Here is a 23,596-nt window from a genome sequence, read left to right as displayed (position 1 = left end):
GAAGCCAATCATCCAATCCGTCGAAGGCTGTTCGACGACGAGGTTGCCGATAGGCAATCACACGGTTTTGTTGCAACGGCTAACTGGAAGCGCAAAGAGGTCAGGTCCGAGGCCAATTATGCGACAAGAATTGCGAACTGCTCTGCCAGGGATGGATTCGGATTGAAGGCGTATCTCGCCTGTTGCTTGCGCATCATGTGGACCATCTCGATGCCGGACAGCATGATCGCGGCTGATGCCTGTGATTTGAAGCCAAGTATTGGCCGGACACGGCGCTTCATGCGCCGATGATCCTGTTCAATCCGATTATTCAGATATTTGCTCTTGCGTATTTCGATTGGCTTCAGCCGGCGCCGAAAGCGATCCTGCAAGCGATTTGTGGTATCACAAGAAACGATAGCTTCCAGGTTGGTCTGGCTACCGTCGATAACGACACGGTCGGGCCGGCCATGACGTGCCAGCGCCTTTCGGAAGAACCGCTTGGCCGACAGCAGGTCACGCTGCTCGCTGAACCAGAATTCGACCGTGTCACCGACGCTGTCGATGGCGCGGTAAAGGTACATCCACTGGCCACTGACCTTGATGTAAGTTTCGTCGATATGCCATCTGCCAGTCACGCACCGCTTGCGTCGGTTGAAACGCTCCAGCAATAGCGGTGCGTAACGGACGGTCCAGCGGTGAATGGTCGTGTGGTCGACCGCAATGCCCCGCTCGGCCATCATCTCTTCCAGATCACGCAAGCTCAGACTATAGGCCAGGTACCAGCGCACGCAAAGCAGGATCACTGACTGGTCGAACTGGCGGCCCTTGAACATTCAAATCCTCCGAAAATGTCAGAGGCTCTTCTTGCCATGGTGCCGGTATTCAAAACGTTGCAACAGAACCAATGGCGGTGCTGTTGATCTCCTCCGAAATGCCTGAAGTCTTGGGGCTCAGCGACCGCATCATCACAATGCATCACGGTCGCCTGACTGGTGAGTTCAAGGGAGGCGAGGTTGGAGAAGAGGACCTCATCCGTGCGGTGATGAGCACGGATCGCAACCGGCCGGCAAAACCCTCTGTGGCAGCCTGATCTCGGTGGCGGCTCGAAGCGCAGCGGCCGGCGTAGCCCGGTCCACGAAGAACTCAGAATTCAGGGATAATTTTGGATATGGCACAGAGCGGGAACTGCAGGATTACCGTTGTCGGCTCGAACATGGTCGACCTCGTGAGTTATCTGCACCGGGTCCCCGAACGCGGCGAAACGGTCTTTGGTCGTTCTTTCGACCAGGGGTTTGGCGGTAAGGGCGCAAACCAGGCAGTGATGGCGGCACTTCTCGGTGGGCAAGTCGATATCGTCACATGCGTCGGCGACGATCTGTTCGGCCCGAAATGGTTCGACCATTTCAGGGAACACGGCGTTGGCATTAACCACGTCTCGACCATCGCAGGCATCTATAGCGGAGTTGCGGCGATCTGGGTCGAGCCGACGGGAGACAACAGGATCGTCCTCGGCAGCGGCGCAAACGACCATCTCACCCCGAGCCTCGTGGACAAGGCATTCGACGACATCGACGCAACGCATGTGGTACTTTCTCAGCTGGAGATTCCACAACCGGCGATCGTGCGCGGGTTTGTCCATGCGCGCGCTCGCGGAGCGGCAACCGTTCTCAATCCCGGGCCCGCAGCGGCATTGGGGAGGCTGCAACCAACTGTAAAGCAAAGGACGAGACATGAAAGCTCTATCGAGAGAGGAATCCGGGTGGCTTCGGCCATCGGCGGTGGGAAGCAACAGAGGTTCTGGATTTGAGCTCAGGATGGAGCGCCTGTTTTCGCGTGCCGACCGCAGGAGCCTCATTCTCGGCGTCGACCATCCGTTGTTCGAGGGCCACGTATCGGGCCTCGAGAACATTCCCCGGCTGCTCTCAACCCTGCCCCAGGACGCCCTGGATGGGCTGCTTGTCAGCCCGGCGACGATGCAGGCCATGTCCTCGATGAAGCGGATAGCGCCATGCCATGCCATGCGCCTCGATACAACGGGCGCATTTCGCCAGCATGGCGGCTCGGACATCGAAGCGACACTGGTCGTCTCGGCCGACGACATCGCCCGGTCCGGCACCGACGTCGTCACCTGCTTCTTCCTTGTCAACGCGTCGGGCCACAAGCGCGTTGCCGATTACCGCAATCACCTGGCCCAGATCGCCGCCATGTGCCGCCGCATCGGATATCCCTTGATGACGGAGGCGCTTGCCGTAGATGACGACGGCAACACCGTGCGGGAGACGGCGCAAATCCTGCATGCGGCGCGACTGGCCGCGGAACTGGGCGTCGACCTGCTGAAGATTGATGCGCCCAACGACATCGCCGAGACCTCGACGACATCGTCAGCGCAGTCAACGTGCCGCTCTTCATTCGCGGCGGCACGCCGAAGGAGAACATCATGGACACGCTCCGCGATGTCGAAGCCTATGTCTCCCGTGGCGCCACCGGCCTCGTAATCGGCCGAAGCATCTTCCAGGCGGCACGGCCGGCGGAACTGCTGAAGAGCCTCCACCGCGTGGTGCACGGCGAGTGAAGCGTTGCGCATGCTCACCGCCGTGCCAAGCTGGTCGGCCTCGCGCTCGAGGAGTGAGCTTGACCCGCGTCCTCTCATCAGCCGTAGGAGGACGGTGCGGCATTAACATGCCGGTCCCACCGACGATGCACCACGATGTGCCGGCAAACGCACGGTCCATGTCGGCCACGGATAATAATAAAGGCAGGTCACGTCCAGAACGCAAACGATGCCATGGAGTTTTCCGCCCGTTCGATCTCGAAAACGTCGTATGGTGAGGACCGGGAAAGTGCCGGAAGTTAAGATTGAAGATGCGCCGGCCCCTCGCGAGGCCGTCTTTCTTGTGTCGATTATCACAGTCGCGACAGGCGGTTTTCATCGTCAATCAGGGTGAGGCGGCAGGAGGGTGCATTGCTCCATCTCCAGAGCACGAGATTGAGATCGTCGTCGGTTGCACCGGAAGCGAAACTTCGGACCAACAAACCATGATAACCCGCCTTGGTAAGCCTCTGTGCGAAAGTTTGGGTCCTCGCTTCGCCGGCTGCTTTCATCTGATCGCGCCAGGTAGGCTCGGCCAGCGCCATCGCATCCATCCCTTCGGCCTTCAGGGCGGCATGGTCCCTGCCGTCGAAAACGCGCTCGAACTCGGCATTATAGGCAACCAGTGTCGTCGGCTGAAGGCTGCCGACCTGATTGGCTTCACGGAGCGCCGTTCTGATCGACAGCGAGGTATAGAGCGCCGGCGTCCCTTTCCGGTTGAAGCGGCCGCCATAAAGCTCTGCGCCACGGCCCGACAACGGCTCACGGGCAAAGACAGGGTTCAGCGCCCGGTAGAGCATCCCCTTGAAGTGCATCAGGCATGAACGCCTGCATTGACTGCGTCGATATAGTCGAGCACATCATTGGCGCGGCCGTCACGCACGAGCTGCATCGCCGTCAGGCCGGAAAAACCGGGCAGCGGCTCGGAACGATACCAGGCATAGGCCATCAGCGCCGAGCCGAAACGAGGCTCGACCTTGTTGACGATCTCGGCCATCTCCCGCAACCGCCGTTGTGTCTTATCAGAGCGGATGCGGTCCTTACGCTGGATCGCATCCTTGCCGAGCCCAGCCGTGCGAGCGATCTCCTCGCTCGTCGTGCGCAGAGCATCCGCGATCTTGCGTGGGGAGAACAGGCCGTTGTCGGCATATTGTGCAAGGCTCATAATACTCACCGAGTCCTTAGAGTACCGCTCGTAGTGACGCAATATAGCGTCAGAATAGCTGTTTATCAACGCTAGCGGAAAACGAGATAAGATGCCTTGCCCCTGAGGGGCAGGACGTACCAGGCGACAGCTCCCTGGCAAACGTCTCCAGCAGAATCCGCCGCATGTCGACTCGGCCAAGCCTGAGCCTGCCGTCCTCCCAAGCCATCGCCATTGCCCGGGCGCTGATCCACAACGGCGCGCGCGGCGGCTTCTTCAATGTTGTCGATCTCGTCAACAGGCTTGAGACCGAGACCTCACGCCGGCCGCCAGGGCCGAATTGCCGATCACCTCACCCGGCTCGACTTCGTCGTGCTCGACGAACTCGGCTATCTCCCCTTCGCCAGGCGGGCAGGCAGTTACTCTTTCATCTGGGCTCGAAGCTCTACGAGCGCACCAGCGTCATCATCAACCACCAACCTGGCATTCGGGCGCGAACTCATCAGCCGGCGATCCGTGTCATCGAGGACGGCCGGGCATCCCCGAAGGCGAGTTGCCGCGCGTAACAACGCGCCACGATCCCCTCGTGGTCGGGCTGCGTCGCAAAGGCCGATCCAATCTCCACGGGACCCACCTCATGTGAAAGGCCCGGAGCGTGAGCTGTCTCGAGCGTACGGGCGTTAGTGATCAGGGCCCTTCCGGAGCGCCGGTGACCTTTCGACGCCTTGAAACGTCAACCAAATTTTCGGAATTTTCATGCGCCGCCTAAGGTTGGGGCTGTAGTCCGGCGGCTGCGGGAACTTCTCGAAATACTCGACAACGGTCGCACCGGCAGCAATGGTTTCGGGCGACTCGACAGCCGTGCATCGTGCCGATTTCCAGTATGGTGGATCAGCGGGTGGGGAACAAGCAGAGGAGGTCGAGTTATGGGTGTCACCTTCCGAGGCGAGAGCGCCGAGTATCGCGTCGCGCGCGACAAGCTCTTGCAATCCGAAATCGCGCTGCGTCGGCAGATGGAGGCAGTAGCAGCCGAACGGCGTGCCCTGCCACCAGGGCCGTTGGTCGAGAAGGATTATCAGTTCGAACGGATCGGGGCTGACGGCAAACCGCAAAAGATGAAGCTGTCGGATCTGTTTGCACCAGGCACGACATCACTGTTGATCTATAACATGATGTTTCCACGTCATTCGCTGGACGACCGACCGCAGCCGTCGAGCGGCCCCTTTGCCAACCTGCCCCGAGAGGAAACGCCATGTCCCTCTTGCACGGGTTTGCTCGATCAACTGAACGGCGCCGCGCATCATTTCCGTGCCGCCGGCTTCAATTTTGCCGTAGTCACGCAGACATTCGTGAAGCGCACGCAGGCGTTTGCGGACCAGCGCGGCTGGACAAACCTCGTCATGCTTTCGGCAGTCGGCGCAACGTTCAAGCACGATTTCAACGCGCTGTTCGAGGACGGACAACTCGCGCCGATGACCCATGTTTTCCAAAATACACCAGAAGGCATCCGCCATTTCTGGTCGTCTGAAATGATGTTTGCCGGATCCGATCCTGGCCAAGACCCGCGCCAACAAGGGACGATCGAGCCACTATGGAATATGATGGACCTGATGCCGGAAGGGCGACCGGATTTCGATGAACAGGTGGAATATTCGCAACAGAAATGTTGCGAGTGAGCGCAAGACTCGCCACGCGGTCACATATATCGACGATGCCGTCCAAGATGGCGCCTCAATCGGAACCGTCAAGGGTGGTGAGGCGGCCATAGAGATCGGGCCTGCGGTCGCGAAACACGCCCCAGGACCGCCGCTGGTGTGCGATGGCGTCAAGGTCGAACTTGGCTTTCACGGTACCGGTGGTTTCACGATCCGCTTCAGCGACCTTTGCGCCGGTTGGATCGGCGATGAAGGATGAGCCGTAGAAGGTGATGCTTGTTCCGTTGCGCCCATTCTCCGTGCCGATGCGGTTGGATACGACGAGCGGCATCAGGTTGGCGCCGGCATGGCCTTGCATGACCCTTTGCCAGTGACCGCTGGAATCGAGCGTGGCGTCGTGCGGCTCGGAGCCGATGGCCGTCGGATAGAGCAGGATCTCCGCCCCCTGGAGAGCCATGCTGCGGGCGGCTTCCGGAAACCATTGATCCCAGCAGATGCCGACGCCGATCGTGCCGATCCTGGTCTTCCAGACCTTGAACCCTGTGTCACCGGGCGAGAAGTAGAACTTCTCGGTATAGCCGGGACCGTCGGGAAGGTGGCTCTTGCGATAGTTGCCGAGCACGCGCCCGTCGGCGTCGATGACGGCGAGGCTGTTGAAATAGGTTTGGCCGGCGTGCTCGAAGTAGCTGACGGGCAGCACGACCTCCAATTCGGCCGCCAACCGCGAAAAATGCGCGATCAGCGAATTGTCGTGGAACGGCCGCGCCAGGGCGAAGAATTCGTGGAACTGGTCCTGACAGAAATAGGGCGTCGCGAAAAGCTCCTGAATCAGGACCAGATCCGCGCCGTCCGCCCTAGCTTGGCGTATCAGCACCTCCGCCTGTGCGATGTTGGCCCGTTCGTCCCAGGTGCAGGCCATCTGGGTCGCAGCCACGGTCATCTCGCGCATGGTCGTCCTCCACGGTCGATGGCCGCCTGTCGCAGCGTCACTTCCGCTATTTGCATTCACTGTGCCTCAGGGTAACGTCGGCAGGTATGCAGCCGAACGTTTCTCTCGATCGATTTGAGCGCTGGAGCACGGGTATCGTGGCGGCGGTTGCTGCGACGACACCGGAGGAACTGTCCTCCCGCTTCGCGGCCGCGGCCCAGGCGCTGCTTGCATCAGATCGTGTCTATGTCGGCCTCTATCATCGCGCTGTTAGGTCGACCACGATCGACGACCGCGGTCCGGATCGTTGGAACCGCGACTATGATGCACGCGTCTACCGGCAGGATCCTTTCTTCCAACGGTTCACCGGCACTAGGCAGGATTTCCTGTTGCCGCTGTCGGCAATCAGCAACGGCAATTTTCGCCTGACGCCCTACTATCGCGAATTTTACGGGCCTTCGGGAAGCGTCGATGAAATCACCGGCGTGTTCAATTTCGATGGGCTGACGGCCGGCTATGTGACATTCTTGCGCCGGACAGGCGCTCCGCCTTTCGGTGAAAAGGATTTGGTGGTGGCCGGCGCGGCAAGCAGCGCGACCAGAGCGGTGCTGGCGCGGCTGCTCGATCTGTGCCGCCTCTGCCGCGGCGATGGGAATGCCGGCGGGGACCGGTTGCCGCTCAGCGCGCGTGAGCGGCAAGTCGCGCGCCTCCTGCTCGATGGCGGCTGCGCCAAGACGATCTCGCGCGCGCTCTCGATCTCGCCGGGCACCGTGCGCAATCATATCAAGCAAATCTACCGCAAACTCGGTGTCCACTCCCAAGTGGAATTGTTGGCGCTGGCGCGCCAGATCGTTCCCGATTGAACCAAGCGCCATGGGCTTCCCCGTCTATTGCCCGGTGGTGACGCGCGTCCACAGCCGGTTTTGCAGGCGCAGCAGCTTTGGGTCGCTGGTCTGGACGACGAAAAGCTTCGCCTTGACGTCGTCGGGCGGGAACACGCCTGGATCCTTGGCAATAACCGGATCCATAAGCGGTAGCGAATCCGGGATTGGATTGGCATAGGAGACGTAGCTCGAATTGGCGGCGGCGATCTCCGGGCGCATGTTGAAGTCGATCCAGGCCAGGGCGTTTTGCGGATGGGGGGCATCCTTCGGCATGGCCATGGTATCGAAATTAATGAGTGTGCCTTCCTTGGGTATGGAATAGGCGATCTCCACCTTGTTGGCCGCTTCCGCCGCGCGCGACCTGGCTTGCAGGATATCGCCAGACCAGCCGAGCACCACGCAGATGTCGCCGTTGGCGAGATCGTTGATGTATTTGGAGGAGTGGAAATAGCGGATGTAGGGTCGCACCTTCGTCAGCAGGTCTTCCGCCTTGGCAAGATCTTCCGGACTGGTCGATTTCGGATCGACGCCGAGATAGTTCATGGCCATCGGTATGACCTCGGCAGGCGCGTCGATCATCGCCACGCCGCAGTCGGAAAGCTTCTTCACCACGTCGACGTCGAAGACCATGGCGAACGATCCGGTCGGCGCGTCCGGCATGCGCGTCTTGACCGCGCCGACATTGTAGCCAATGCCGTCGGTCACGGCCATGTAGGGCACGGCGTGCTCGTTCTCCGGATCGGCGGCGCCAATCAACGATAGCGCCTGCGGATCGATCTTGGCGTGGTTCGCCAGCTTCGCCTTGTCGAGCGGCTGGAAGACACCTGCCGCGACCTGGTTTTTCAGGAAGGGAAAGGCCGAAGGGTAGACTACGTCGTAGCCGGAGCCGCCGGTCAACAGCTTGGTTTCGAGGATCTCGTTGGCGTCGTAGACGTCGTAACGAACCTTGATGCCGGTTTCCTTCTCGAATTTTTCCGCAGTGTCCGGCGCGATGTAGTCAGACCAGTTATAAACGTTGACGATCTTTTCCTCGTCGGCATGGGCGAGGCTCGCACCAAGCAATAGTGCGGCGGTTACGGTCGAGGCAATTCTGATGCGCATGGACGTTCTCCTCCCTGGTTCGACTATCGATGTTGCGGGGCGTAGACCGGCAAGGTGATACAGGCGACGTTGCCGCCGCCCAAAAGGATCTCGCGCGAATTGGCGATGCCGACGATCTGGTGGTTGGGGAAAAGGCCGGCGAGAACCTGCTTTGCCCGGGCGTCGAGATCGCAGCCGAACTCCGGCACGACGACGACACTGTTTCCAGGATAGTAGTTGATGTAGCTGGCCGCGATCCTGTTGCCCTCCGGGCGCGCCCAGGTCGCATAGATCCTGTCCACGCTTTCGCTTTCTTCTGCGGTCGTTTCTATCGGCAGCGGATGCGGCAGCCGGTGGATTTCGAGCGAACGGCCGCGCGCGTCGCGGGCCGATCGCAGCACGTCCTCGGCCTCGCGCACAATCTCGTATTGCGGGTCGGTCCGGTCGTCGGTCCAACTCAGCGCCACCACGCCGGGGCGCACGAAGCAGCAGATGTCGTCGACATGACCGTCGGTTTCGTCGAAGGCGAAACCGCGCGGCAGCCAGATTATGGTGTCGACGCCGAGATAATCTCCTAGCTGACGTTCCACCTCCGGCTTGCCGAGATGAGCATTGCGGTTGCGGTTTAGCAGGCACTGTTCGGTGGTGATGAGGGTGCCCTCACCGTCGCATTGCAGGCCGCCGCCCTCGGCAATGAGAGGCGAGCGGTAGCGATCCATCGTCTCGACCTCGAGCACCTTGTGCGCCAGCAGGTCGTCGAGATCCCATGGAGAATAGAGTCCACCGTTGAAGCCGCCGTAGGCGTTAAAGGTCCAGTCGACGCCGCGCACCAAGCCATGATCGTTGACGACGAAGTTCGGGCCGCTGTCGCGCAGCCAGGAATCGTTGGTCGACATTTCCACGACCCGGACATTGGCGGGCAACCGTGCGCGCGCGTTCTGCCACTGGCGCCCCGAGGCAATGACGGTGACAGGCTCGCTTTGCGAAATCACGGCGGCGACGTCCGCAAACAGCTTCTGCGCCGGCTTCGCTCCCAGCCGCCAGGTATCCGGCCGTTCCGGCCAGATCAGCCAGCAGCCGGCTTTGGGTTCGAATTCGCCGGGAGCGCGAAACCCGTCCTGTCTGGGCGTGGTAGAGAGCGTACGTGACACGGCAGAACCCTGAAACCGATCTTTTGCCGGTCGATCAGACGAAAGGAGGCCAGTCGGGTCAATGTCCCATATGGGCTATCCATGCGCTCGAAGCGGAAATACTGAAGCGGGCGGCAAAGCCACCCGGGGGGCACGGAGGACGCCAACCAGGCGGGCCAGATGTTGGCTGCCCTGCTCGGCTGGAGCCAGGCACCTTCGCCTCGAAGGTCCCGATCAACGGCGATACCACCAAAGTGACACGCGGGGTCGACGCGGCTTGCATGTGAACCTGAAGGGGTACAGCGGTGCAGTACCCATGAGCGGGCTGGTTGGGCAACAGGGCGAGGAGCCGCAATCATGCGGCCGGCGGTCACCTTACCTGACCACACATTCAGGGTCGCCCGCTGTGCAGGTATTTCCCCAGAGCTCCGAGCATGCTTTCCCAGCCGGAACGATGGCCAGCAACGTCGTCCTGACCGGCGAAATAGAGGCCGTGTTCGACAAGCCTCATGCGTGTTCCGTCATCCTTTTCCTCGAACGTGACGGCGACGGTGCCGGCAAAAATAAGCCTGCCATTGCTGCTAAGCGACGTCGAATAGACGATCCGCTTCCCGACCTCGATCTCGAGGTAGCGGTTCTCGTTAACATGGTGCTGGCCGCCCACGGGACCGAAGCGGCACACGTCCGCTTCTCCAACGGCAAATCGGAACTGGTCGAAGCTCAGTTCCCAGCCCTCTCCCGGATCGCTCCACGCAAGCTGGGCTTCCTCCGTCGACCAGGCTGCGAAAACAGCGTCAACCGGCTGGGCAAAATTCTTCGTCAGATCGACCGTTCCTTCAATGATGCTCATGGTCCTGTCCTTCCGTTTCGGTGTTTTTAGACGGAACGACATTGGACGGGATCGACGGTGAAGGTTAGCGGCATACTCGACGGCTTCGGGGCATTTATGCCAAATTTCGATGATGCCGATACGCCCGCGCCCTACAGAACCGCTTCGTGTTTCGATCCTGAGCCTGCCGGAAAGCGGGACGATGGCGGCTTTCGGTCTGCATGAGGTGCTCGGCGATACGGGGAGGAATGACGAGGCCATGTCCCGTCCGATTCACCCTGTCTTGGTCGCAAGCTGCCGCGGATCGTTCCGATCCAGCACGGGTTTGCGCGTGACGCCGGAAGGAGACCTGACCGGCGACCGGGCCGACGTCGTCATCGTCTGCGACATTCACCTGAGCCGTGATGAGACGCCTGAAGGACGATGGTGCGAGGAGATCGCATGGGTGCGCCGTCACATCGATCATGGAGCCTTGGTCTGCGCGACCTGTAGCGGTTTCGTGCTGCTTGCCGAAGCCGGCCTGCTGGATGGGGCCGAGGCCGCGTCGCACTGGTCCATGGCCGACCTGTTCCGCGACCGCTATCCGGGCGTCAGGTTCAGGCCGGAGCGGATCCTGTGCGATAGCGGCCGCGGCGGCTAGTTGATCACGACGGGCGGCGCGTCCTCGTGGCAGGACCTTGCTCTTTACCTGATCGGCCGCTTCTGTGGCGCGGAAGAGGCGGCCCGCGTCTCCCGCCTGTTCCTGCTCGGCGACCGCGGTTATGGGCAGCTACCGTTCGCGTCCATGGCGCGTCCGCGCCAGCATAGCGATGCGGTTGTTTCGAAGATCCAGGCGTGGCTGGTCGATAATTACGCCACGGCAAATCCAGTCTCGGCCATGGTCGGGCGATCCGGCCTGTCGGAGCGCAGCTTCAAGCGGCGCTTCTCCGCAGCCACCGGATACACGCCTGTCGAATATGTCCAGGCGCTCAGGATCGAGGAGGCCAAGCAGATACTCGAGACCGAGGACGTGGCCATCGAAGACGTCTCCGTCTCAGTCGGCTATGAAGACCCGACATTCTTCCGCAGGTTGTTCAAGCGCCGCACAGGGGTGACGCCGGCGCAGTACCGCCAGCGCAACCGCATTCGAGGCCTGCCTGCGTGATGGCCGGTTTGCCCCGAAAGCGGAGCTATCGCCTCTAACCCGATCCAGCCGGATTTGTCACCGTTGTGAAGCGAAGGGCGCAAAGCCACATTCAACGGAGACAAGCTGGGGACTTCTGTCACACGCCCCGAACCGGCTCGCAGGCCACGCATATCCTGCTGCGCGACGTCAGGCTCGATTTCCGGCCGCACAAGGTCGCTATTTTCAGCCACGCGCTTGAGGACGGCTCCGACTACACGCGGGCCAACCCGAACGGCTATGTGCCGGCGCTTGTATTGGGCGACGGCATGTTGCCGACTGAGAACGCGGCAATCATCGACTGGATCGCCAGTCAGTCGACCGGGCTTCTTCCGGAAGGGAAGCTCGGACGAACCCGGCATCTGCAGGTGCTCGCGTTCCTCTCGACGGAAGTTCAGAAGCCGTTCATCCCGCTCTTCTTCCTTGAGGACGAGGCAGAACAGGCCCGCTTGCGCGGTATTCTGGCGCGGCGCTTTCACTGGCTCGCATCGAAACTAGAGTATCCGTGTTGGTCAAGGAAGGGATGTGGACCATTTGCGGCCGTCCCTGAGCAAGGCGTTTGCCAGCACGATCATTTTTCGCATGACGGCTGTGATGGCGACTTTCGAGGCTTTGCCGGCCGCGAGGAGCTGGTCATATTTCGCCTTGAGATTGGGATTGAAGCGCATGGCGACGAGAGCCGGCATGTAGAGCGCCTGACGGACATTGGCCCGGCCGCCACGCATGAAGGCGCGGCCAGTCCATTGTCCTGACTGGCGGGCAACGGGAGCCAGTCCGGCAAGTGAGGCTGCCTGACCGTTTTCGAGAGCGCCGAGTTTCATCGCTTCTTGGACGGGCAAGTACATTGGCTAGTGCCCGCTTATACAGGTCGTCACCGACAGCTTGCTACCTCGCAGATTCATGTTGGTCTAAGGCGGTTCACGAAGGACGCTGCGGTAGTGGTTGGAGAGCCGGTCCATTGAGAACGCTGCCATCTGGCGCAAATTGAGAGCCATGACACGGACAGTCCCAGCATTGCTCTGTAGAATTCCAGTGTACGCTACAGCCCAAATGCGTGCAGCTTGCGGAATGCATGTGCACCTTTCCGTCGCGGTCGCGGCACACCGCGAGCTTGCTTAGACCGTCGCGGAGGATACCCCCCTCCCCAACCTTGAGGTCATCGATCGACTTGATCTCTCCCGGCAGCAGATATTCAGTGAAATTCTTTACAAGCGTGAGGTTCTCGCTCACGTAATTCGCCAGCGCGGACGGAGGCTTCCGATTGGGGGCATATACCGGCTCCCACTGATTGGAGCCATCTACGATCAAATCCCGGATAAGCAGCCCCGCCAGGGCTCCATGTGTCATTCCTTGTCCGGAGTCGCCGGTAGCGATGAAGACATTGCTGCTGCCAGGACTTCGGCCGATGCAGCCGCAATAATCGATCGTCTCAAGGACCTGGCCGGACCATCGCGCCGTTTCATCGCCGAGTTCCGGCACGAGAGCTCTGACCCAGGCTTCTAGCGCATCGAAGCGCGCCTCACCGTCGTCCGCTTCCCCGGACTTGTGATCGCGGCCGCCCGCGATGAGATAATCGATGTCGGCACCGGGGTTGAGGCGGACATAATAATATGGATCGTCCATATCCCAGTAGAGCGCGTCCGGAAGGGCGCCCTTCGACAACTCGAAAGCCATCGCATAGGTGCGATAAGGCGCCATTTTGCTGTGAACCGCCACCACGGTGTTGATGGGCGAATTGGTTGCAAACACAGCGTGGTCAGACGTTATCGTCGCTCCGCTGCCGATGCGTAGGCGGAGCTCGTCGCCTTCCTCAATCTCGATGACGGCGCTGCCGGCGAAGGCTTTGCCTCCGCGGTTCTCGAAGTCGGCAAGGATGGCCCGGAGATACTTTAGCGGGTGAAAGGTGGCTTGGTTGGGATAGCGCAGAACTGGCGCTGACTTATGGCCCTTGAGCGGAACGCCTTTGCAGTGCTCTACGGCAGCGCCGACCTTGCCTGCCGCCGCGTATTCTTGGTCGCATTGCTTGGCGGCTTCTTCCTCATCCATCCACGCGGCGGGAAACAGGAATCCATCCAGGCGCCGGAAGTCGCAGTCGATCCCAAGATCTTTCACATGTTTTTCGATACGGTCGACGGCAGCTTGCTGGCTTTCCTGATATCGTCGCGCCAATTTCTCACCACGGACCTTGACGAGTTCGCTCAGACCGTCGTCGCAGATCGGTGCCAGATGCGCGGTCGTGCGAGACGTCATGCCCCCGAGCAGCGGTCCGCGATCAACGAGAACCACATTCCGCCCTGCCAAAAGTAGTTCGTAGGCAATCGAGATGCCTGCGATGCCAGCCCCCACCACGGCCACGTCGCATCGTTCGTCTCTCTCCAGCCGTGGAGCGGCTGGTAGCTCCGCGTCCAGTATCCAAACGGATTTCGTGGCCTCGCCGCTGACGTTCATCACTGCCTCCCAAGTGGCTCCGTCTGTAACGGCTGGAACCGACATTCGATCCGAGACCTGCATTGAATCTAGCATTGAATCTAATTGAGTTTCATGCGTTGAAGCGTTTCAGCAGGGGAGAATACTCATGGAAAATCGCGAATTGATCGACACAGCGCCGAGGCTGTAGGACGCCTCCTCAATGCTGCGTTCGACCTGCTGCGGTAACGCCCGTGGTGGGGATGCCGGAGGGACTGTAGCGAAGGCGATAGTGATGGCCGCGGATCATCAAGAAGACAGGCGAACGTTAAACGCGATAGCGACGCCTATGGTGATGCCGGGAGAAGCATCGTTGCACATCGAAACCAACTCGCTCCCCTGTTGGCCGAAAAGCTTGCTCCCGATCGCTGCATCGATTTCGCCGATCGGCGAACGACCCCTGATCCGCTCCGCAATGTCGAGCACATCACAAAGTCGCCGGAATGCAGAACGATGAAACATCTTGGCCCTGCCGATCCGCGCCTCGTCACCGAGATTGGCCAATCTTTGTTCCGGTGAGGCTCTCGAACCTGCGTCTCCGCCAGCTTTCTCAGCAGTTTTGCAAGTTCCTCGTGTCCGTCCTCGGGAAGATCGAACACAGGATTAGGGCGGAGGTGACGCGCCACTTGGCGGCGGACATTCTCATCAATACCTAGGACATGCGCAAGCTGAATCGGCCGCGTCGAATATCGCTATGCCGACTTCGGCTCCGAAGATATCGCAGATAGCGGACTTGATGTCGATCCAGCACAGCGTGCGGCTCGGCATCAGCTACGAGTTCTGATATTCGACAGCTGATTGCGAAAATTGACCCCGCTCCGGCGGCTTTTTTTTCGGGCAGTCATCGACTGTCGTTGATGGGCAATGCGACTGGGTCGCCGCGTAAACACGGGCTATCGGCCGTTAGCCACATGGCGCACTTGCGAACTCTATACGCGGCTGGACGCCATCGGCACGGTCGAAGAAACTATGGCATGGAGTTGGTCGAGGAGAGTTTCTCCAGCTTGGAGGCGGTAGGCGCCTTAGTCCCCCGGGAAGCGAGCAAACCTGTAGAGGACTGCTCCCCACCGAGCCGTTCCGGTGTGCCTTGTCCTTGCGGCACCCGACACCCGGACAAAGCCACAGACACTGTTATGGACCGCTCGAAGGCAAGTGCCGGAACCAAACACTTCTAGTGTAGACATCGTGTACGCCAAAACTATATCCGCTCAGGTCGGATGTTTCCGTTCAAGGACTCGGCTGTTGAAAACCGCTTTCGCCAGCATCGCGCCTGTGACCTTCTTCGGCTCCGCTATCATCGCCATTGGCCTCATTCTCTACGCGAGCATTGCTCCGCAGTCCGCAAAGGCGTTCTTCGAGCTAGCCAACGGTTGGGTGACGGCCGAAGCCGGCTGGTTCTACATGCTGGCCGTTGCGGTTTTCGTGATCTTCCTGTTGGCCTTGGCAATGGGCCCATTCGGCAGGATCAAGCTCGGCCCCGACGACTCCATGCCGGATTACGGCTATGGCACTTGGGTTGCCATGCTGTTCAGCGCCGGGATGGGCATCGGCATTGTGTTCTACGGCGTTGCCGAGCCGATAACGCATTTCTCCACGCCCCCCGATGCGGAGCCGCGCACCGCCCAGGCCGCGCGCGACGCCATGGAGATCACGTTTTTCCATTGGGGCGTGCATGCATGGGCGATATACGCGGTGATCGGCCTGGCACTTGCCTATTTCGGCTTTCGAAAAAACCAGCCGCTGCTTGTCCGCTCGGCCTTCCTTCCACTTCTTGGAAATCGGGTTCGCGGTCCGATTGGCGATTTGATCGACATTTTTGCTGTGGTGGGGACACTCGCCGGGTTGGCGACATCGCTTGGCCTCGGTGTTGCCCAACTCAATGCGAGCATGAACTATCTGTTCGGCCTGCCGCAAAACCTGCCGAGCGAACTGGTGCTGATCGGCGTCGTCACGATCCTCGCAACCATCACCGTGGCGACCGGCCTCGACAACGGCATAAGGCGGCTCAGCGAAATGATCCTCGTCGTTTCGTTCGCGCTGATGGGCCTGATCCTGGCGCTCGGGCCAACCAGATTTCTGCTGCAGGCCTTCGTCGAGAACATCGGCCTCTACGTGAACGGTTTCGTCCGGCGAACTTTTCACATCTATGCTTATGAGCCGACTGAGTGGGTCGGCAAGTGGACGCTTTTCTACTGGGCCTGGTGGATGTCCTGGTCGCCTTTTGTCGGCATGTTTATTGCTCGCATCTCGAGGGGACGGACGATCCGTCAGTTCCTTGTGGGTGTCCTGTTCGCACCCGCTGGTTTCAGCTTTATCTGGTTTACCATCTTTGGTGATGTCGCCATTTGGCTGGATCTCAATGAAGCGAATGGAGCGATCTCGCGTACGGTCGCGGAGAACATGCCAATCGCGCTCTTTATTGTTTTTGATTACCTTCCGTGGTCCGTTCTGCTGTCGTGGATAACGGCCTTGCTGGTCGCCGTCTATTTCGTCACCGCGTCCGATGCCGGCGCGCTCGTGATCGCCATGGTCACGTCCCGTGGAGAAGAGGAGCCAGCTTTGTGGCTTCGCGTCTTTTGGGCCCTGACTTGCGGCGGAGTAGCGGCATGCCTGCTGCTGGCCGGCGGGCTCGAAGCAGTGCAGATGGCCGCGGTTGTCGCAGCGCTTCCTCTTTCCATCATCCTGCTCATCATCTGCTATGGAGTTTGGAAGGCTTTGAGCGAGGAGGTAGCGGTGAAGGCCGCCGGCCGATTGCCGTCCATGCCGCTGGTCCGACAGGACGGGAGCGTCTCGTGGCGTCGACGGCTGGGCGCTATCGTCAGCCACCCTTCGAAACGTCAGATATCAGCCTTCATCGATACTGTCGTGGACAAGGCTTTCGATACGGTAAGGGCGGAGTTCGACAAACGCGGACTGGCGGCCAATATCGCGAAAGTCGAGAACGGAATTCAGCTCACCGTTACGCACGGAGAAGGGGCGGACGATTTCGAGTATGCGGTTCGCCTCGCCAGCCGGCCGATCCCGGCGTTTGCGCTGACCGACGCCGCGCGGAGGGAAGGCGAACAGCGGCGGTATTATCGGGCGGAAGTGTTCCTGGCAAACGCCGGCTTCGGCTATGACATCTTCGGCTACGAAGCCGAACAAGTGATTGCCGATATCATCAATCACTACGAGCGATTCAGGCAACATCTGGAGGTTGCCGGGTCACACGTGGACACTAACGGCTGACGTGCTGATCTCCCGGACGTCATGCACCACGTCTTTTAGGCCTCCGTCTTCAATAAGGGTCCTCAGAGCGCTTGGTATATGAGCTTTAAGCGCCGATTCTCGCTCATCAAGCACATAGAGCGCCATGTGGTTGCCGGTGTAGCGCTCCGAGGCACGCTAATAGGACCTTCGGAGATGCAAAGCAGCGGAGATGCTACGCTCGCTGCTGTAGGTTCGCTTCCGTCCGCAACGCGGCGTGACGGAACAAAGATCGGGCGAGGAGCATTTCCCACCGCTTGCTCCAGGCCGCCAGAGTGCGAGTCGATCCTGCAACTTCGAAGAGGGAGAGACGTGGCGTCAACTGAAATCGTCGTTGGATACGGGCCGACGCCGCGTGAATTCTGGATCGGACTTGGCCGCGCCTTCGCCGGTGCTCTGATTTTCGCTGTCCCGGTTCTGATGACAATGGAAGCATGGGCGCTCGGCTTTCACCTCCAACCGTTGCGCCTCGCGCTGTTGCTGGCAGTCACGATTCCAATGCTGGTGCTGTTGCACAAATATGGAGGTTTTCGCCAGACCACGAAACTTCGCGACCGCATCGCGGATGCAATGGTGGCCATTCTGGTTGCCGCGGTAGCCGCGACCGTGGTGCTCGCCATATTCGGCATGTGGATCACCATATGCCGCTGCGGGAGGTGATCGGAAAGATTGCCGTGCAGATGATACCAGGAAGTCTGGGCGCATCCTTGGCACGCGCCCAGCTGGGCCCGGGCCCGCTGGAAGAGGATGGAATGCCGGAGCCCGGCTATGCTGGAGAATTGTTCCTGATGGTGGTCGGGGCCCTATTTCTCTCAGTGAACATCGCGCCGACGGAAGAGGTCGTCTTAATCGCCTACAAGATGAACGCCTGGAAGGAAATCGCTCTGGTACTGGTAACCCTCGCCCTCATGCACGCCTTCGTCTACGAGTTCGAATTTCGCGGCTCGCACAATCCGGAGCCCGGCGCCGGCTTCATCAACATCTTCTTTCGCTATGCGGTCGTTGGCTACGTCCTGGTGATGCTTGTAAATCTCTATATCCTTTGGAGCTTCGGAAGGACCGATGACGCCGGCTTTTCGGAGACGCTCAGTGCGGTCGTGGTTCTTTCGTTTCCAGGAGCGCTCGGCGCGGCGGTGGCGAGGCTGATCCTTTGACGAAGCACCCCGCAAAGGACAACAAAGAACCGGAGCAGCAGACCGACAAGGGAGGAGCAACGCGGAAACCGGGAACTTCCACCACGGAGTGGATCGTTGCGGGGATAAGCTGCGCGGTCCTCCTGGCGGTGCTCGGCTATCTTGTCGTCGAGGGCTTGAGCGGGCGCAACGGGGCTGCACAACTCGTCGTGGCGCCGATCGAGATCACGGCTACCGACGGCGGCTACGTGGTAGAGTTTTCCGTCTCCAATCGCGCGGGAAAGTCCGTAGCGGCGGTTGAGATCAAGGGCGAACTCCGCGACGGCGATAAGGTCATCGAGGAGAGCGGTGCCACACTCGATTATATCCCGCAGGATTCCGAACGGCTGGGCGCATTGATTTTCCGGAGTGACCCCAAGGCCCGCGAACTGCGGCTCTTCGCCAGCGGATACGCCGAGCCATGACACGGCCGGATACCGCTTGTCACGTCTGATCGTAGGAATGCATGTGCGTTCGATCCGAGCGACGGCTTCTGCGAAGAAGTGCATGTGCCGCATGGCGAAATTGCCTCTCAGTTCGATAAATTCGCCCTGCGTCATTTCGGAGAATGTTAAGAAATTACATGTACATCTTCTCATTGGGTGCGGGGGGGTGTTCTATGGCATACTTCAGCGTTGGAAGTTGTACTGGCAATTCCTTTAGCTGTTATGTGGGCTTAGGCGTACGCCTATTGACTGGTCTCGCGACCCGCACAGGCTCATCGAGCCGAGAAAGCTTCGGTCGTTCGGACTCAGGCAACTTTGCTGTGATGACGGCTATTATGCTTGTGCCTTTGATTGCCGGCGTGGGCTTGGCGGTAGATGTGTCGATGGCAATGAACTTGAAGAATCAAGTGCAGCACGCCGCAGATGCCGCCGCCCTTGTTCTGGCAAGAGAAAAGAACGAAATCTCTCTGGATCAAGCACATGAGATGGCTGCGGCCATGCTCAACGGCAACTTCGATGGCCAGTATAAAGGCCTCAAAGTATCCAAAGCGGGCGCAGAGTGGCAGGTCGATCTAACGTTGAGCTCGCCGAACACGTTCATGAAAATGTTCGTTGGCGAGAGTACCGAAATCAAGATCGTTTCACGCGCCGCTCACAGCACCATGTCCTACGAGATCGCCCTCGTGCTGGATACCACGGGATCCATGGAAGGTAAAAAGCTCAAGAACCTGAAGGAAGCCGCGACCGCGATGGTCGAGACGATGTCTAAGGACATAGACGACGAGGAACGAGTCAAGTTCGCTCTGGTGCCGTTCTCGACCTTCGTCAACGTCGGCCCGCAGTTCGCGCCCAAAGTGACAGCGCCGGGCAACGGCAACGGCAATGGCAAGCTTCAGAAAAGCGGCGGCGCGAGTTGGCTCGATCTTGAAGGTGCAAGCACGATGGATGGGGTGGAAATCGTTCCGGGGCTCGACCGATTTTCGCTCTTCTATCATCTCGGCACATCATGGGAGGGCTGCGTTGAAACGCGCCAGCCAACTGGCTCGAATGACTACGACACAAGGGATTTGCCGGCCAGCAGCAGTGATCCGCGGTCGTTGTTCGTGCCGGCATTTCACATTGATGACAAGGACGCGACTCCACCGAGCCGTTCCCCAAACAGCTACCTAAATGACGACAAGGGCACGATACCTGGTGTTCCGAGCGGCTTAACGAGCAAAATGACCAGATACGGTGTCCCGGTGCAAAACGGCAAGCCGATGGCGTACGGCAACTGGGTCCGTCCTCCGATGGACACATCGAAATCGAACTACTATTCGAACTATGATGAAAGAAAGGGCCCCAACTTCTTCTGCGACAGCGCTCCGATCGTGCCGCTGACAACCGACTACGAGGGCATATCTAGCGCGATCGATGACCTCACAGCGCTCGGTAATACCAACATCTTTGAAGGCTTGATGTGGGGCTGGCGCGTGCTTTCGCCAGGCGAGCCATTTTTGGAAGGGCGGACAGCGGAGGCCTTCAACAACGAGAAGATCATCATTTTGCTTTCTGACGGCAACAACGCATGGAACAAAATCTCCAGCGAGTTACGATCGTCCTATTCAAGCTTCGGCTTTCTCGCCTACGAACGTCTGGTTGCCCGTAACAGCGGGGATAGTGCGATCCTGGCCAAGATGGATGCCAAAACGCTAACCGGCTGTAACAACGCCAAGGCGGAAGGCATCACCATCTACACAATTCGTCTCGAGCTTGACGACAAGAATTCGGACGGGCTTCTCAAAGCCTGCGCGTCGAGCGCAGATCACTACTTCGATGTGCCGGATGCGAAAGACCTTCAAGCTACTTTTGAGGACATTCGAGATCGGATCAACAGGATACGCCTGACGCTCTGACCAGCTTCTCCTCACAGGGCGAATTATCGCCTAGCTGCCGATGGCCCGCCGCCTAGCTGAATGGCGGGTTATTCAGTGAACCTCAGTTGTAAGGCGAATAGCACTGCCGCCGTGGCCATCGTAGGGCGCCTAGACGTTGTCATAGGCTTGTGACCGTTAGCGGTGGTAGCATCGCGGGACAGGCGCATTGCCATATCGGGGCTCATGGTGCCAACCCGCTACAATTCGCTGTTGACGCACGAAACTGCTGAAGGATAGCGAAATCATCCTTCAGAAGGGGCAGGTTTGGGTTACGGCATGTGGGTCGCTTTCGAGAAGACGCCGATCGGTCGGAGCGGTGGTTTCGGCACCAGATGGCAAAGCGATCCGGCCAGGCATCTGACGGCAATCCTAATAAACCAACGCACGTTCGACGGTCCGCTCCGATCTTCGATCGCTTTGAACAGAACGCAAGGGCGACTAGGGAGCACGAGAACGACGCTCTGCATGGCAACGGGAAGGCAACGAACGCCGCGCGACCTCAGACTTCGGGACGTAGAACAGGAGGATCGACATGTTCTTGGCTCTCTCCATCCTTCGCCTGTTGCTGGTGGCAATTGACAATGGGGCTTTCGCTCGCGCATGCGCTGGAGTTCCCTGGAAAGCTTCGTCTCGACGAGACCACCTACCGAGCAGTTCAGGCGATCTATTCCCGCGTCTATCGCGCAGGAATTCCTTTTCCCGACTCCAGATTAGCTTTATCGGGCGACCAACGGCTTTCGCAAGAAGAATGCCTGCGAGAACGGGTTGGAGGTCTGGTAGAGGAAATGCCGTCCGAACAAGTCTCCAAACGCGCGAATGGATGATGACCTGTTCGGGGGCAATCCCCGCCACCTGCCGCATCTGCCTGGAACATTGCCGGCGCCTGGTTGGGCATCCACAGCTCCAGCGTGCCGTCCTCGTTTCCAGCGCCAGCGCCGAGGGCGGTTCAAGCCGGCCATAAGCCAGACCGTTGACGATGCATCTCTGCCGCAGGGGAGTCGACAGCAGGCTCTGGAGCCCCCGGCTTCATCTTCGTATTGCGCTCAGCTGAGTTCTTGGGCGAGTCCGATGAGAAGCCCTCCAGGCCCGCGGATGTAGCAGAGCCGATACACCTCTTTATACTGGACTACTTCACCTACGAGCTGCGCGCCGCGCGTGCGGAGCCGTTCAAGCGTCTCGTCGATCTCGTCCACGGCGAACATGACGCGGAGGTAGCCCAGAGCGTTCACCGGGGCATTGCGGTGGTCCGCGACGGCAGGCGGCGTGAGGAAGCGGGAGAGCTCGAGCCGTCCGTGGCCGTCCGGCGTGCGCATCATGGCAATCTCGACCCGCTGATCGCCCAGTCCAGTGACACGTCGGGCCCATTCTCCTTCGATCGTGGCCCGCCCCTCGAGCTCGAGGCCGAGTTCGCGAATGCAATCAATGGTTCCTCCGAGGCTTTCGACGACGATTCCTACGTTGTCCATCCGCTTGAGCGCCATGTTTCCAATCTCTGCGTGTCGGCGGCCTCACGCGGCATGACGCGGTCGAGCTCTCGCGCCACTGCGCGGCGCAGCCGGACCTGTGCCGCGTGGTGCTGCGTCTCTGGCGATCCTTCGTGTTTCCGGCAATCACCGCTGACCGTGGCTGCCGTTGGGTGGCCAGCTATCAGGACGCGATCCTGCACAGCGGGAATCTTTACCGCTTCGGTGGCTGGGTCACGATCGGCCGGTCGCGCAGTGGCACCGATTCCCGATCCGGGGGGTCGGGGACGCAGGAAGGTGATATGGGCTGGTGCGACGATCCGCAGATCAGGCGGGACCGGTCCATCGACCCCTCGCTGGCGCGAGGTCGACAACCGAAAAATCCTCTCGCGCTCGATGGCGGAGATAGAGCTGCCGCATCTCCCTTCCACATCGCGAACCTTGCCAATGTAGGCTAGAATATCTACATTATCGGCCAGCGTTATCTACATGGAGGCACCATGCCGATCAATGTCAACAACCCCGAGGCGGATGCGCTGACGCGCAGGTTCGCCCATATGGCTGGTGTCAGCATCACCGATGCGATCGTCATTGCCATGAAGGAAGCCATCGAACGCCGCCGCGTTGCCGAAAGCCCGCTTCAGACCGCCGCGCGTCTTCGTGAGAAGCATGGTGTGGCGCTGCGCAAGGCGGCGAAAAAGCCGCTCCCGCGCGAGGCATTCGACAAGATGTGGGAATCGGAGTGATGTTCGTCGACGCGTGCGCGATCATCGCCGTGCTGTCCGATGAACCGGAAGCGAAGCGCGTCTCCGATGCAATCGCTTCCGGGAAGAATGCCTTTACCTCGCCGGTCGCCGTGCTGGAGGCGGTCCTTGGTCTCGCACGCCCCGACAAGTTCCGTCTCTCCGTATCGGAGGTGGAGCCGATCGTGGTCGAGTTCCTCGACGAGCGCGGCATAGAGATAAGGGATTTGCCTCCCGCGTCCGAGACCACCAGCCTGGCGCTGTCCGCGGCCCACCGATATCGCTCCGGCCGCCATGGCCTCAATCTCGGCGATTGCCTGCATTACGCATGCGCGAAATATTTCGCGGTGCCAATTCTGGCCACGGCCGACGAGTTTCGGCAGACCGATCTCAGCATCGTTCCCTGAAGGGAGAGTGCGAGGATCCTTTTCCAACCCCGTAGACTGTCGTTTTCGCAACTGGCGCCAATCCCTGCCGCTTGACGTCTCCCCGCCTGCGCGGACGCCCCAGTCGAGGACCGATCCCGCGCGGCCCGAACAAAAAAGGAATGAGACACATGGCTGCCATCGGCACCTTCGCTTCCACCGGCAACGGCTTCAACGGTTCGATCAAGACCCTCAACCTCAACGTCAAGGCCAAGCTGGTCCGCATCGAAATCCCCTCCGACAAGGGACCGCACGTCCGCATCTTCTCCGGAAATGTCGATTATGCATAGCGTGTCGTTATGCGGAGTGGGTGGTCTGGAGTGCCCGGTTTCCGG

At 60.0% G+C, this 23,596-nt stretch carries 20 protein-coding genes and 8 pseudogenes; 17 read left to right on the top strand and 11 right to left on the bottom strand.

Annotation, left to right across the window (positions count from 1 at the left end):
* Nucleotides 1-116 precede the first annotated feature (116 nt).
* Nucleotides 117-815, bottom strand: a complete 699-nt coding sequence (locus ACLKMW_RS25170; RefSeq protein WP_415727264.1) for an IS6 family transposase — start codon at nt 813-815, stop codon at nt 117-119.
* A 71-nt stretch (nt 816-886) separates the two neighbouring features.
* Between ACLKMW_RS25170 and ACLKMW_RS25165 the strand changes: the two genes are divergently transcribed.
* The 3 genes and pseudogenes from ACLKMW_RS25165 (at nt 887) to ACLKMW_RS25155 (ending at nt 2,554) form a co-directional block, all read left to right on the top strand.
* Nucleotides 887-1,072: a hypothetical protein gene (locus ACLKMW_RS25165; protein WP_415727263.1), complete on the top strand. Its 186-nt coding sequence runs from the start codon at nt 887-889 to the stop codon at nt 1,070-1,072.
* A gap of 78 nt (nt 1,073-1,150) precedes the next feature.
* The gene (locus ACLKMW_RS25160; protein ID WP_415727262.1) at nt 1,151-1,789 is read left to right on the top strand and encodes a PfkB family carbohydrate kinase; all 639 of its coding nucleotides are present in this window, start codon (nt 1,151-1,153) and stop codon (nt 1,787-1,789) included.
* Nucleotides 1,713-2,554 (top strand): annotated as a pseudogene (locus ACLKMW_RS25155) (class I fructose-bisphosphate aldolase). The gene ACLKMW_RS25160 and the pseudogene ACLKMW_RS25155 overlap by 77 nt, the downstream one beginning before the upstream one ends.
* A gap of 332 nt (nt 2,555-2,886) precedes the next feature.
* On the opposite strand, the gene ACLKMW_RS25150 reads toward ACLKMW_RS25155, so the two are convergent.
* Together ACLKMW_RS25150 and ACLKMW_RS25145 are read right to left on the bottom strand one after the other, a co-directional pair.
* On the bottom strand, nt 2,887-3,387 hold the full coding sequence (locus ACLKMW_RS25150; RefSeq protein WP_415727261.1) for an RES family NAD+ phosphorylase: 501 nt from the start codon (nt 3,385-3,387) through the stop codon (nt 2,887-2,889).
* On the bottom strand, nt 3,387-3,737 hold the full coding sequence (locus ACLKMW_RS25145) for an antitoxin Xre/MbcA/ParS toxin-binding domain-containing protein (protein ID WP_415727260.1): 351 nt from the start codon (nt 3,735-3,737) through the stop codon (nt 3,387-3,389). The genes ACLKMW_RS25150 and ACLKMW_RS25145 overlap by 1 nt, the downstream gene beginning before the upstream one ends.
* 203 nt (nt 3,738-3,940) lie before the next feature.
* Between ACLKMW_RS25145 and ACLKMW_RS25140 the strand changes: the two are divergent.
* Nucleotides 3,941-4,208 (top strand): annotated as a pseudogene (locus ACLKMW_RS25140) (ATP-binding protein); the annotation flags it as partial.
* A 434-nt stretch (nt 4,209-4,642) separates the two neighbouring features.
* Nucleotides 4,643-5,392, top strand: a complete 750-nt coding sequence (locus ACLKMW_RS25135) for a DUF899 family protein (RefSeq protein WP_415727259.1) — start codon at nt 4,643-4,645, stop codon at nt 5,390-5,392.
* Nucleotides 5,393-5,447: 55 nt separating this feature from the next.
* Here the strand turns inward: ACLKMW_RS25135 and aguB are convergent, their stop codons facing one another.
* On the bottom strand, nt 5,448-6,320 hold the full coding sequence (gene aguB / locus ACLKMW_RS25130) for an N-carbamoylputrescine amidase (protein ID WP_415727258.1): 873 nt from the start codon (nt 6,318-6,320) through the stop codon (nt 5,448-5,450).
* 137 nt (nt 6,321-6,457) lie between these two features.
* Here aguB and ACLKMW_RS25125 point away from each other — a divergent pair, with 137 nt between their 5' ends.
* A complete protein-coding gene (locus tag ACLKMW_RS25125; RefSeq protein ID WP_415727257.1) occupies nt 6,458-7,162 on the top strand; it encodes a response regulator transcription factor in 705 nt (234 codons plus the stop codon).
* 24 nt (nt 7,163-7,186) lie between these two features.
* Here ACLKMW_RS25125 and ACLKMW_RS25120 read toward each other — a convergent pair whose 3' ends face one another.
* Complete coding sequence (locus tag ACLKMW_RS25120) at nt 7,187-8,284, bottom strand: polyamine ABC transporter substrate-binding protein (RefSeq protein WP_415727256.1); 1,098 nt, start codon at nt 8,282-8,284, stop codon at nt 7,187-7,189.
* A gap of 23 nt (nt 8,285-8,307) precedes the next feature.
* A complete protein-coding gene (gene aguA, locus ACLKMW_RS25115; protein ID WP_415727255.1) occupies nt 8,308-9,414 on the bottom strand; it encodes an agmatine deiminase in 1,107 nt (368 codons plus the stop codon).
* Between the two features lie 135 nt (nt 9,415-9,549).
* Here aguA and ACLKMW_RS25110 point away from each other — a divergent pair.
* Nucleotides 9,550-9,665 (top strand): annotated as a pseudogene (locus tag ACLKMW_RS25110) (electron transfer flavoprotein subunit beta/FixA family protein); the annotation flags it as partial.
* A gap of 119 nt (nt 9,666-9,784) precedes the next feature.
* Here ACLKMW_RS25110 and ACLKMW_RS25105 read toward each other — a convergent pair.
* On the bottom strand, nt 9,785-10,243 hold the full coding sequence (locus ACLKMW_RS25105; RefSeq protein ID WP_415727254.1) for an SRPBCC domain-containing protein: 459 nt from the start codon (nt 10,241-10,243) through the stop codon (nt 9,785-9,787).
* Between the two features lie 181 nt (nt 10,244-10,424).
* On the opposite strand from ACLKMW_RS25105, the gene ACLKMW_RS25100 reads away from it, so the two are divergent.
* The 3 genes and pseudogenes from ACLKMW_RS25100 to ACLKMW_RS26575 all read left to right on the top strand — a co-directional run.
* Complete coding sequence (locus tag ACLKMW_RS25100) at nt 10,425-10,862, top strand: DJ-1/PfpI family protein (RefSeq protein WP_415727253.1); 438 nt, start codon at nt 10,425-10,427, stop codon at nt 10,860-10,862.
* The gene (locus tag ACLKMW_RS25095; protein ID WP_415727251.1) at nt 10,863-11,366 is read left to right on the top strand and encodes a GlxA family transcriptional regulator; all 504 of its coding nucleotides are present in this window, start codon (nt 10,863-10,865) and stop codon (nt 11,364-11,366) included.
* Between the two features lie 65 nt (nt 11,367-11,431).
* Nucleotides 11,432-11,689, top strand: a pseudogene (locus tag ACLKMW_RS26575) (hypothetical protein); the annotation flags it as partial.
* Between the two features lie 207 nt (nt 11,690-11,896).
* On the opposite strand, the pseudogene ACLKMW_RS26570 reads toward ACLKMW_RS26575, so the two are convergent.
* A pseudogene (locus ACLKMW_RS26570) lies at nt 11,897-12,211 on the bottom strand (transposase); the annotation flags it as partial.
* Between the two features lie 91 nt (nt 12,212-12,302).
* A complete protein-coding gene (locus ACLKMW_RS25080) occupies nt 12,303-13,832 on the bottom strand; it encodes an FAD-dependent oxidoreductase (protein ID WP_415727248.1) in 1,530 nt (509 codons plus the stop codon).
* Nucleotides 13,833-15,092: 1,260 nt separating this feature from the next.
* On the opposite strand from ACLKMW_RS25080, the gene ACLKMW_RS25075 reads away from it, so the two are divergent.
* The 4 genes and pseudogenes from ACLKMW_RS25075 (at nt 15,093) to ACLKMW_RS25060 (ending at nt 20,609) form a co-directional block, all read left to right on the top strand.
* Nucleotides 15,093-17,078 carry a BCCT family transporter gene (locus ACLKMW_RS25075; RefSeq protein ID WP_415727247.1) on the top strand — a complete coding sequence of 662 codons (1,986 nt, stop codon included), beginning with the start codon at nt 15,093-15,095 and terminating at the stop codon, nt 17,076-17,078.
* Nucleotides 17,079-17,156: 78 nt separating this feature from the next.
* A pseudogene (locus ACLKMW_RS25070) lies at nt 17,157-18,250 on the top strand (TIGR02587 family membrane protein).
* A complete protein-coding gene (locus ACLKMW_RS25065) occupies nt 18,247-18,693 on the top strand; it encodes a TIGR02588 family protein (RefSeq protein ID WP_415727246.1) in 447 nt (148 codons plus the stop codon). The pseudogene ACLKMW_RS25070 and the gene ACLKMW_RS25065 overlap by 4 nt, the downstream one beginning before the upstream one ends.
* 143 nt (nt 18,694-18,836) lie before the next feature.
* Nucleotides 18,837-20,609: a pilus assembly protein TadG-related protein gene (locus tag ACLKMW_RS25060; RefSeq protein WP_415727245.1), complete on the top strand. Its 1,773-nt coding sequence runs from the start codon at nt 18,837-18,839 to the stop codon at nt 20,607-20,609.
* Nucleotides 20,610-21,308: 699 nt separating this feature from the next.
* Here ACLKMW_RS25060 and ACLKMW_RS25055 read toward each other — a convergent pair.
* A pseudogene (locus ACLKMW_RS25055) lies at nt 21,309-21,596 on the bottom strand (molybdopterin cofactor-binding domain-containing protein); the annotation flags it as partial.
* A 77-nt stretch (nt 21,597-21,673) separates the two neighbouring features.
* Entirely contained in the window at nt 21,674-22,111 is a 438-nt protein-coding gene (locus ACLKMW_RS25050) for a VOC family protein (RefSeq protein WP_415727244.1), read from the bottom strand.
* 482 nt (nt 22,112-22,593) lie between these two features.
* On the opposite strand from ACLKMW_RS25050, the gene ACLKMW_RS25045 reads away from it, so the two are divergent.
* The 3 genes and pseudogenes from ACLKMW_RS25045 to ACLKMW_RS25035 all read left to right on the top strand — a co-directional run.
* The gene (locus ACLKMW_RS25045; RefSeq protein WP_415727243.1) at nt 22,594-22,839 is read left to right on the top strand and encodes a type II toxin-antitoxin system VapB family antitoxin; all 246 of its coding nucleotides are present in this window, start codon (nt 22,594-22,596) and stop codon (nt 22,837-22,839) included.
* Entirely contained in the window at nt 22,839-23,243 is a 405-nt protein-coding gene (locus ACLKMW_RS25040) for a type II toxin-antitoxin system VapC family toxin (RefSeq protein WP_415727242.1), read from the top strand. Before ACLKMW_RS25045 ends, ACLKMW_RS25040 begins: the two co-directional genes overlap by 1 nt.
* Nucleotides 23,244-23,392: 149 nt before the next feature.
* Nucleotides 23,393-23,542, top strand: a pseudogene (locus ACLKMW_RS25035) (DUF736 family protein); the annotation flags it as partial.
* Nucleotides 23,543-23,596: the final 54 nt, after the last annotated feature.

Source organism: Borborobacter xinjiangensis, from assembly GCF_047739745.1.
Lineage (GTDB): Bacteria > Pseudomonadota > Alphaproteobacteria > Rhizobiales > Rhizobiaceae > Pseudaminobacter.
This window is presented reverse-complemented; position numbering and strand designations above follow the sequence as displayed.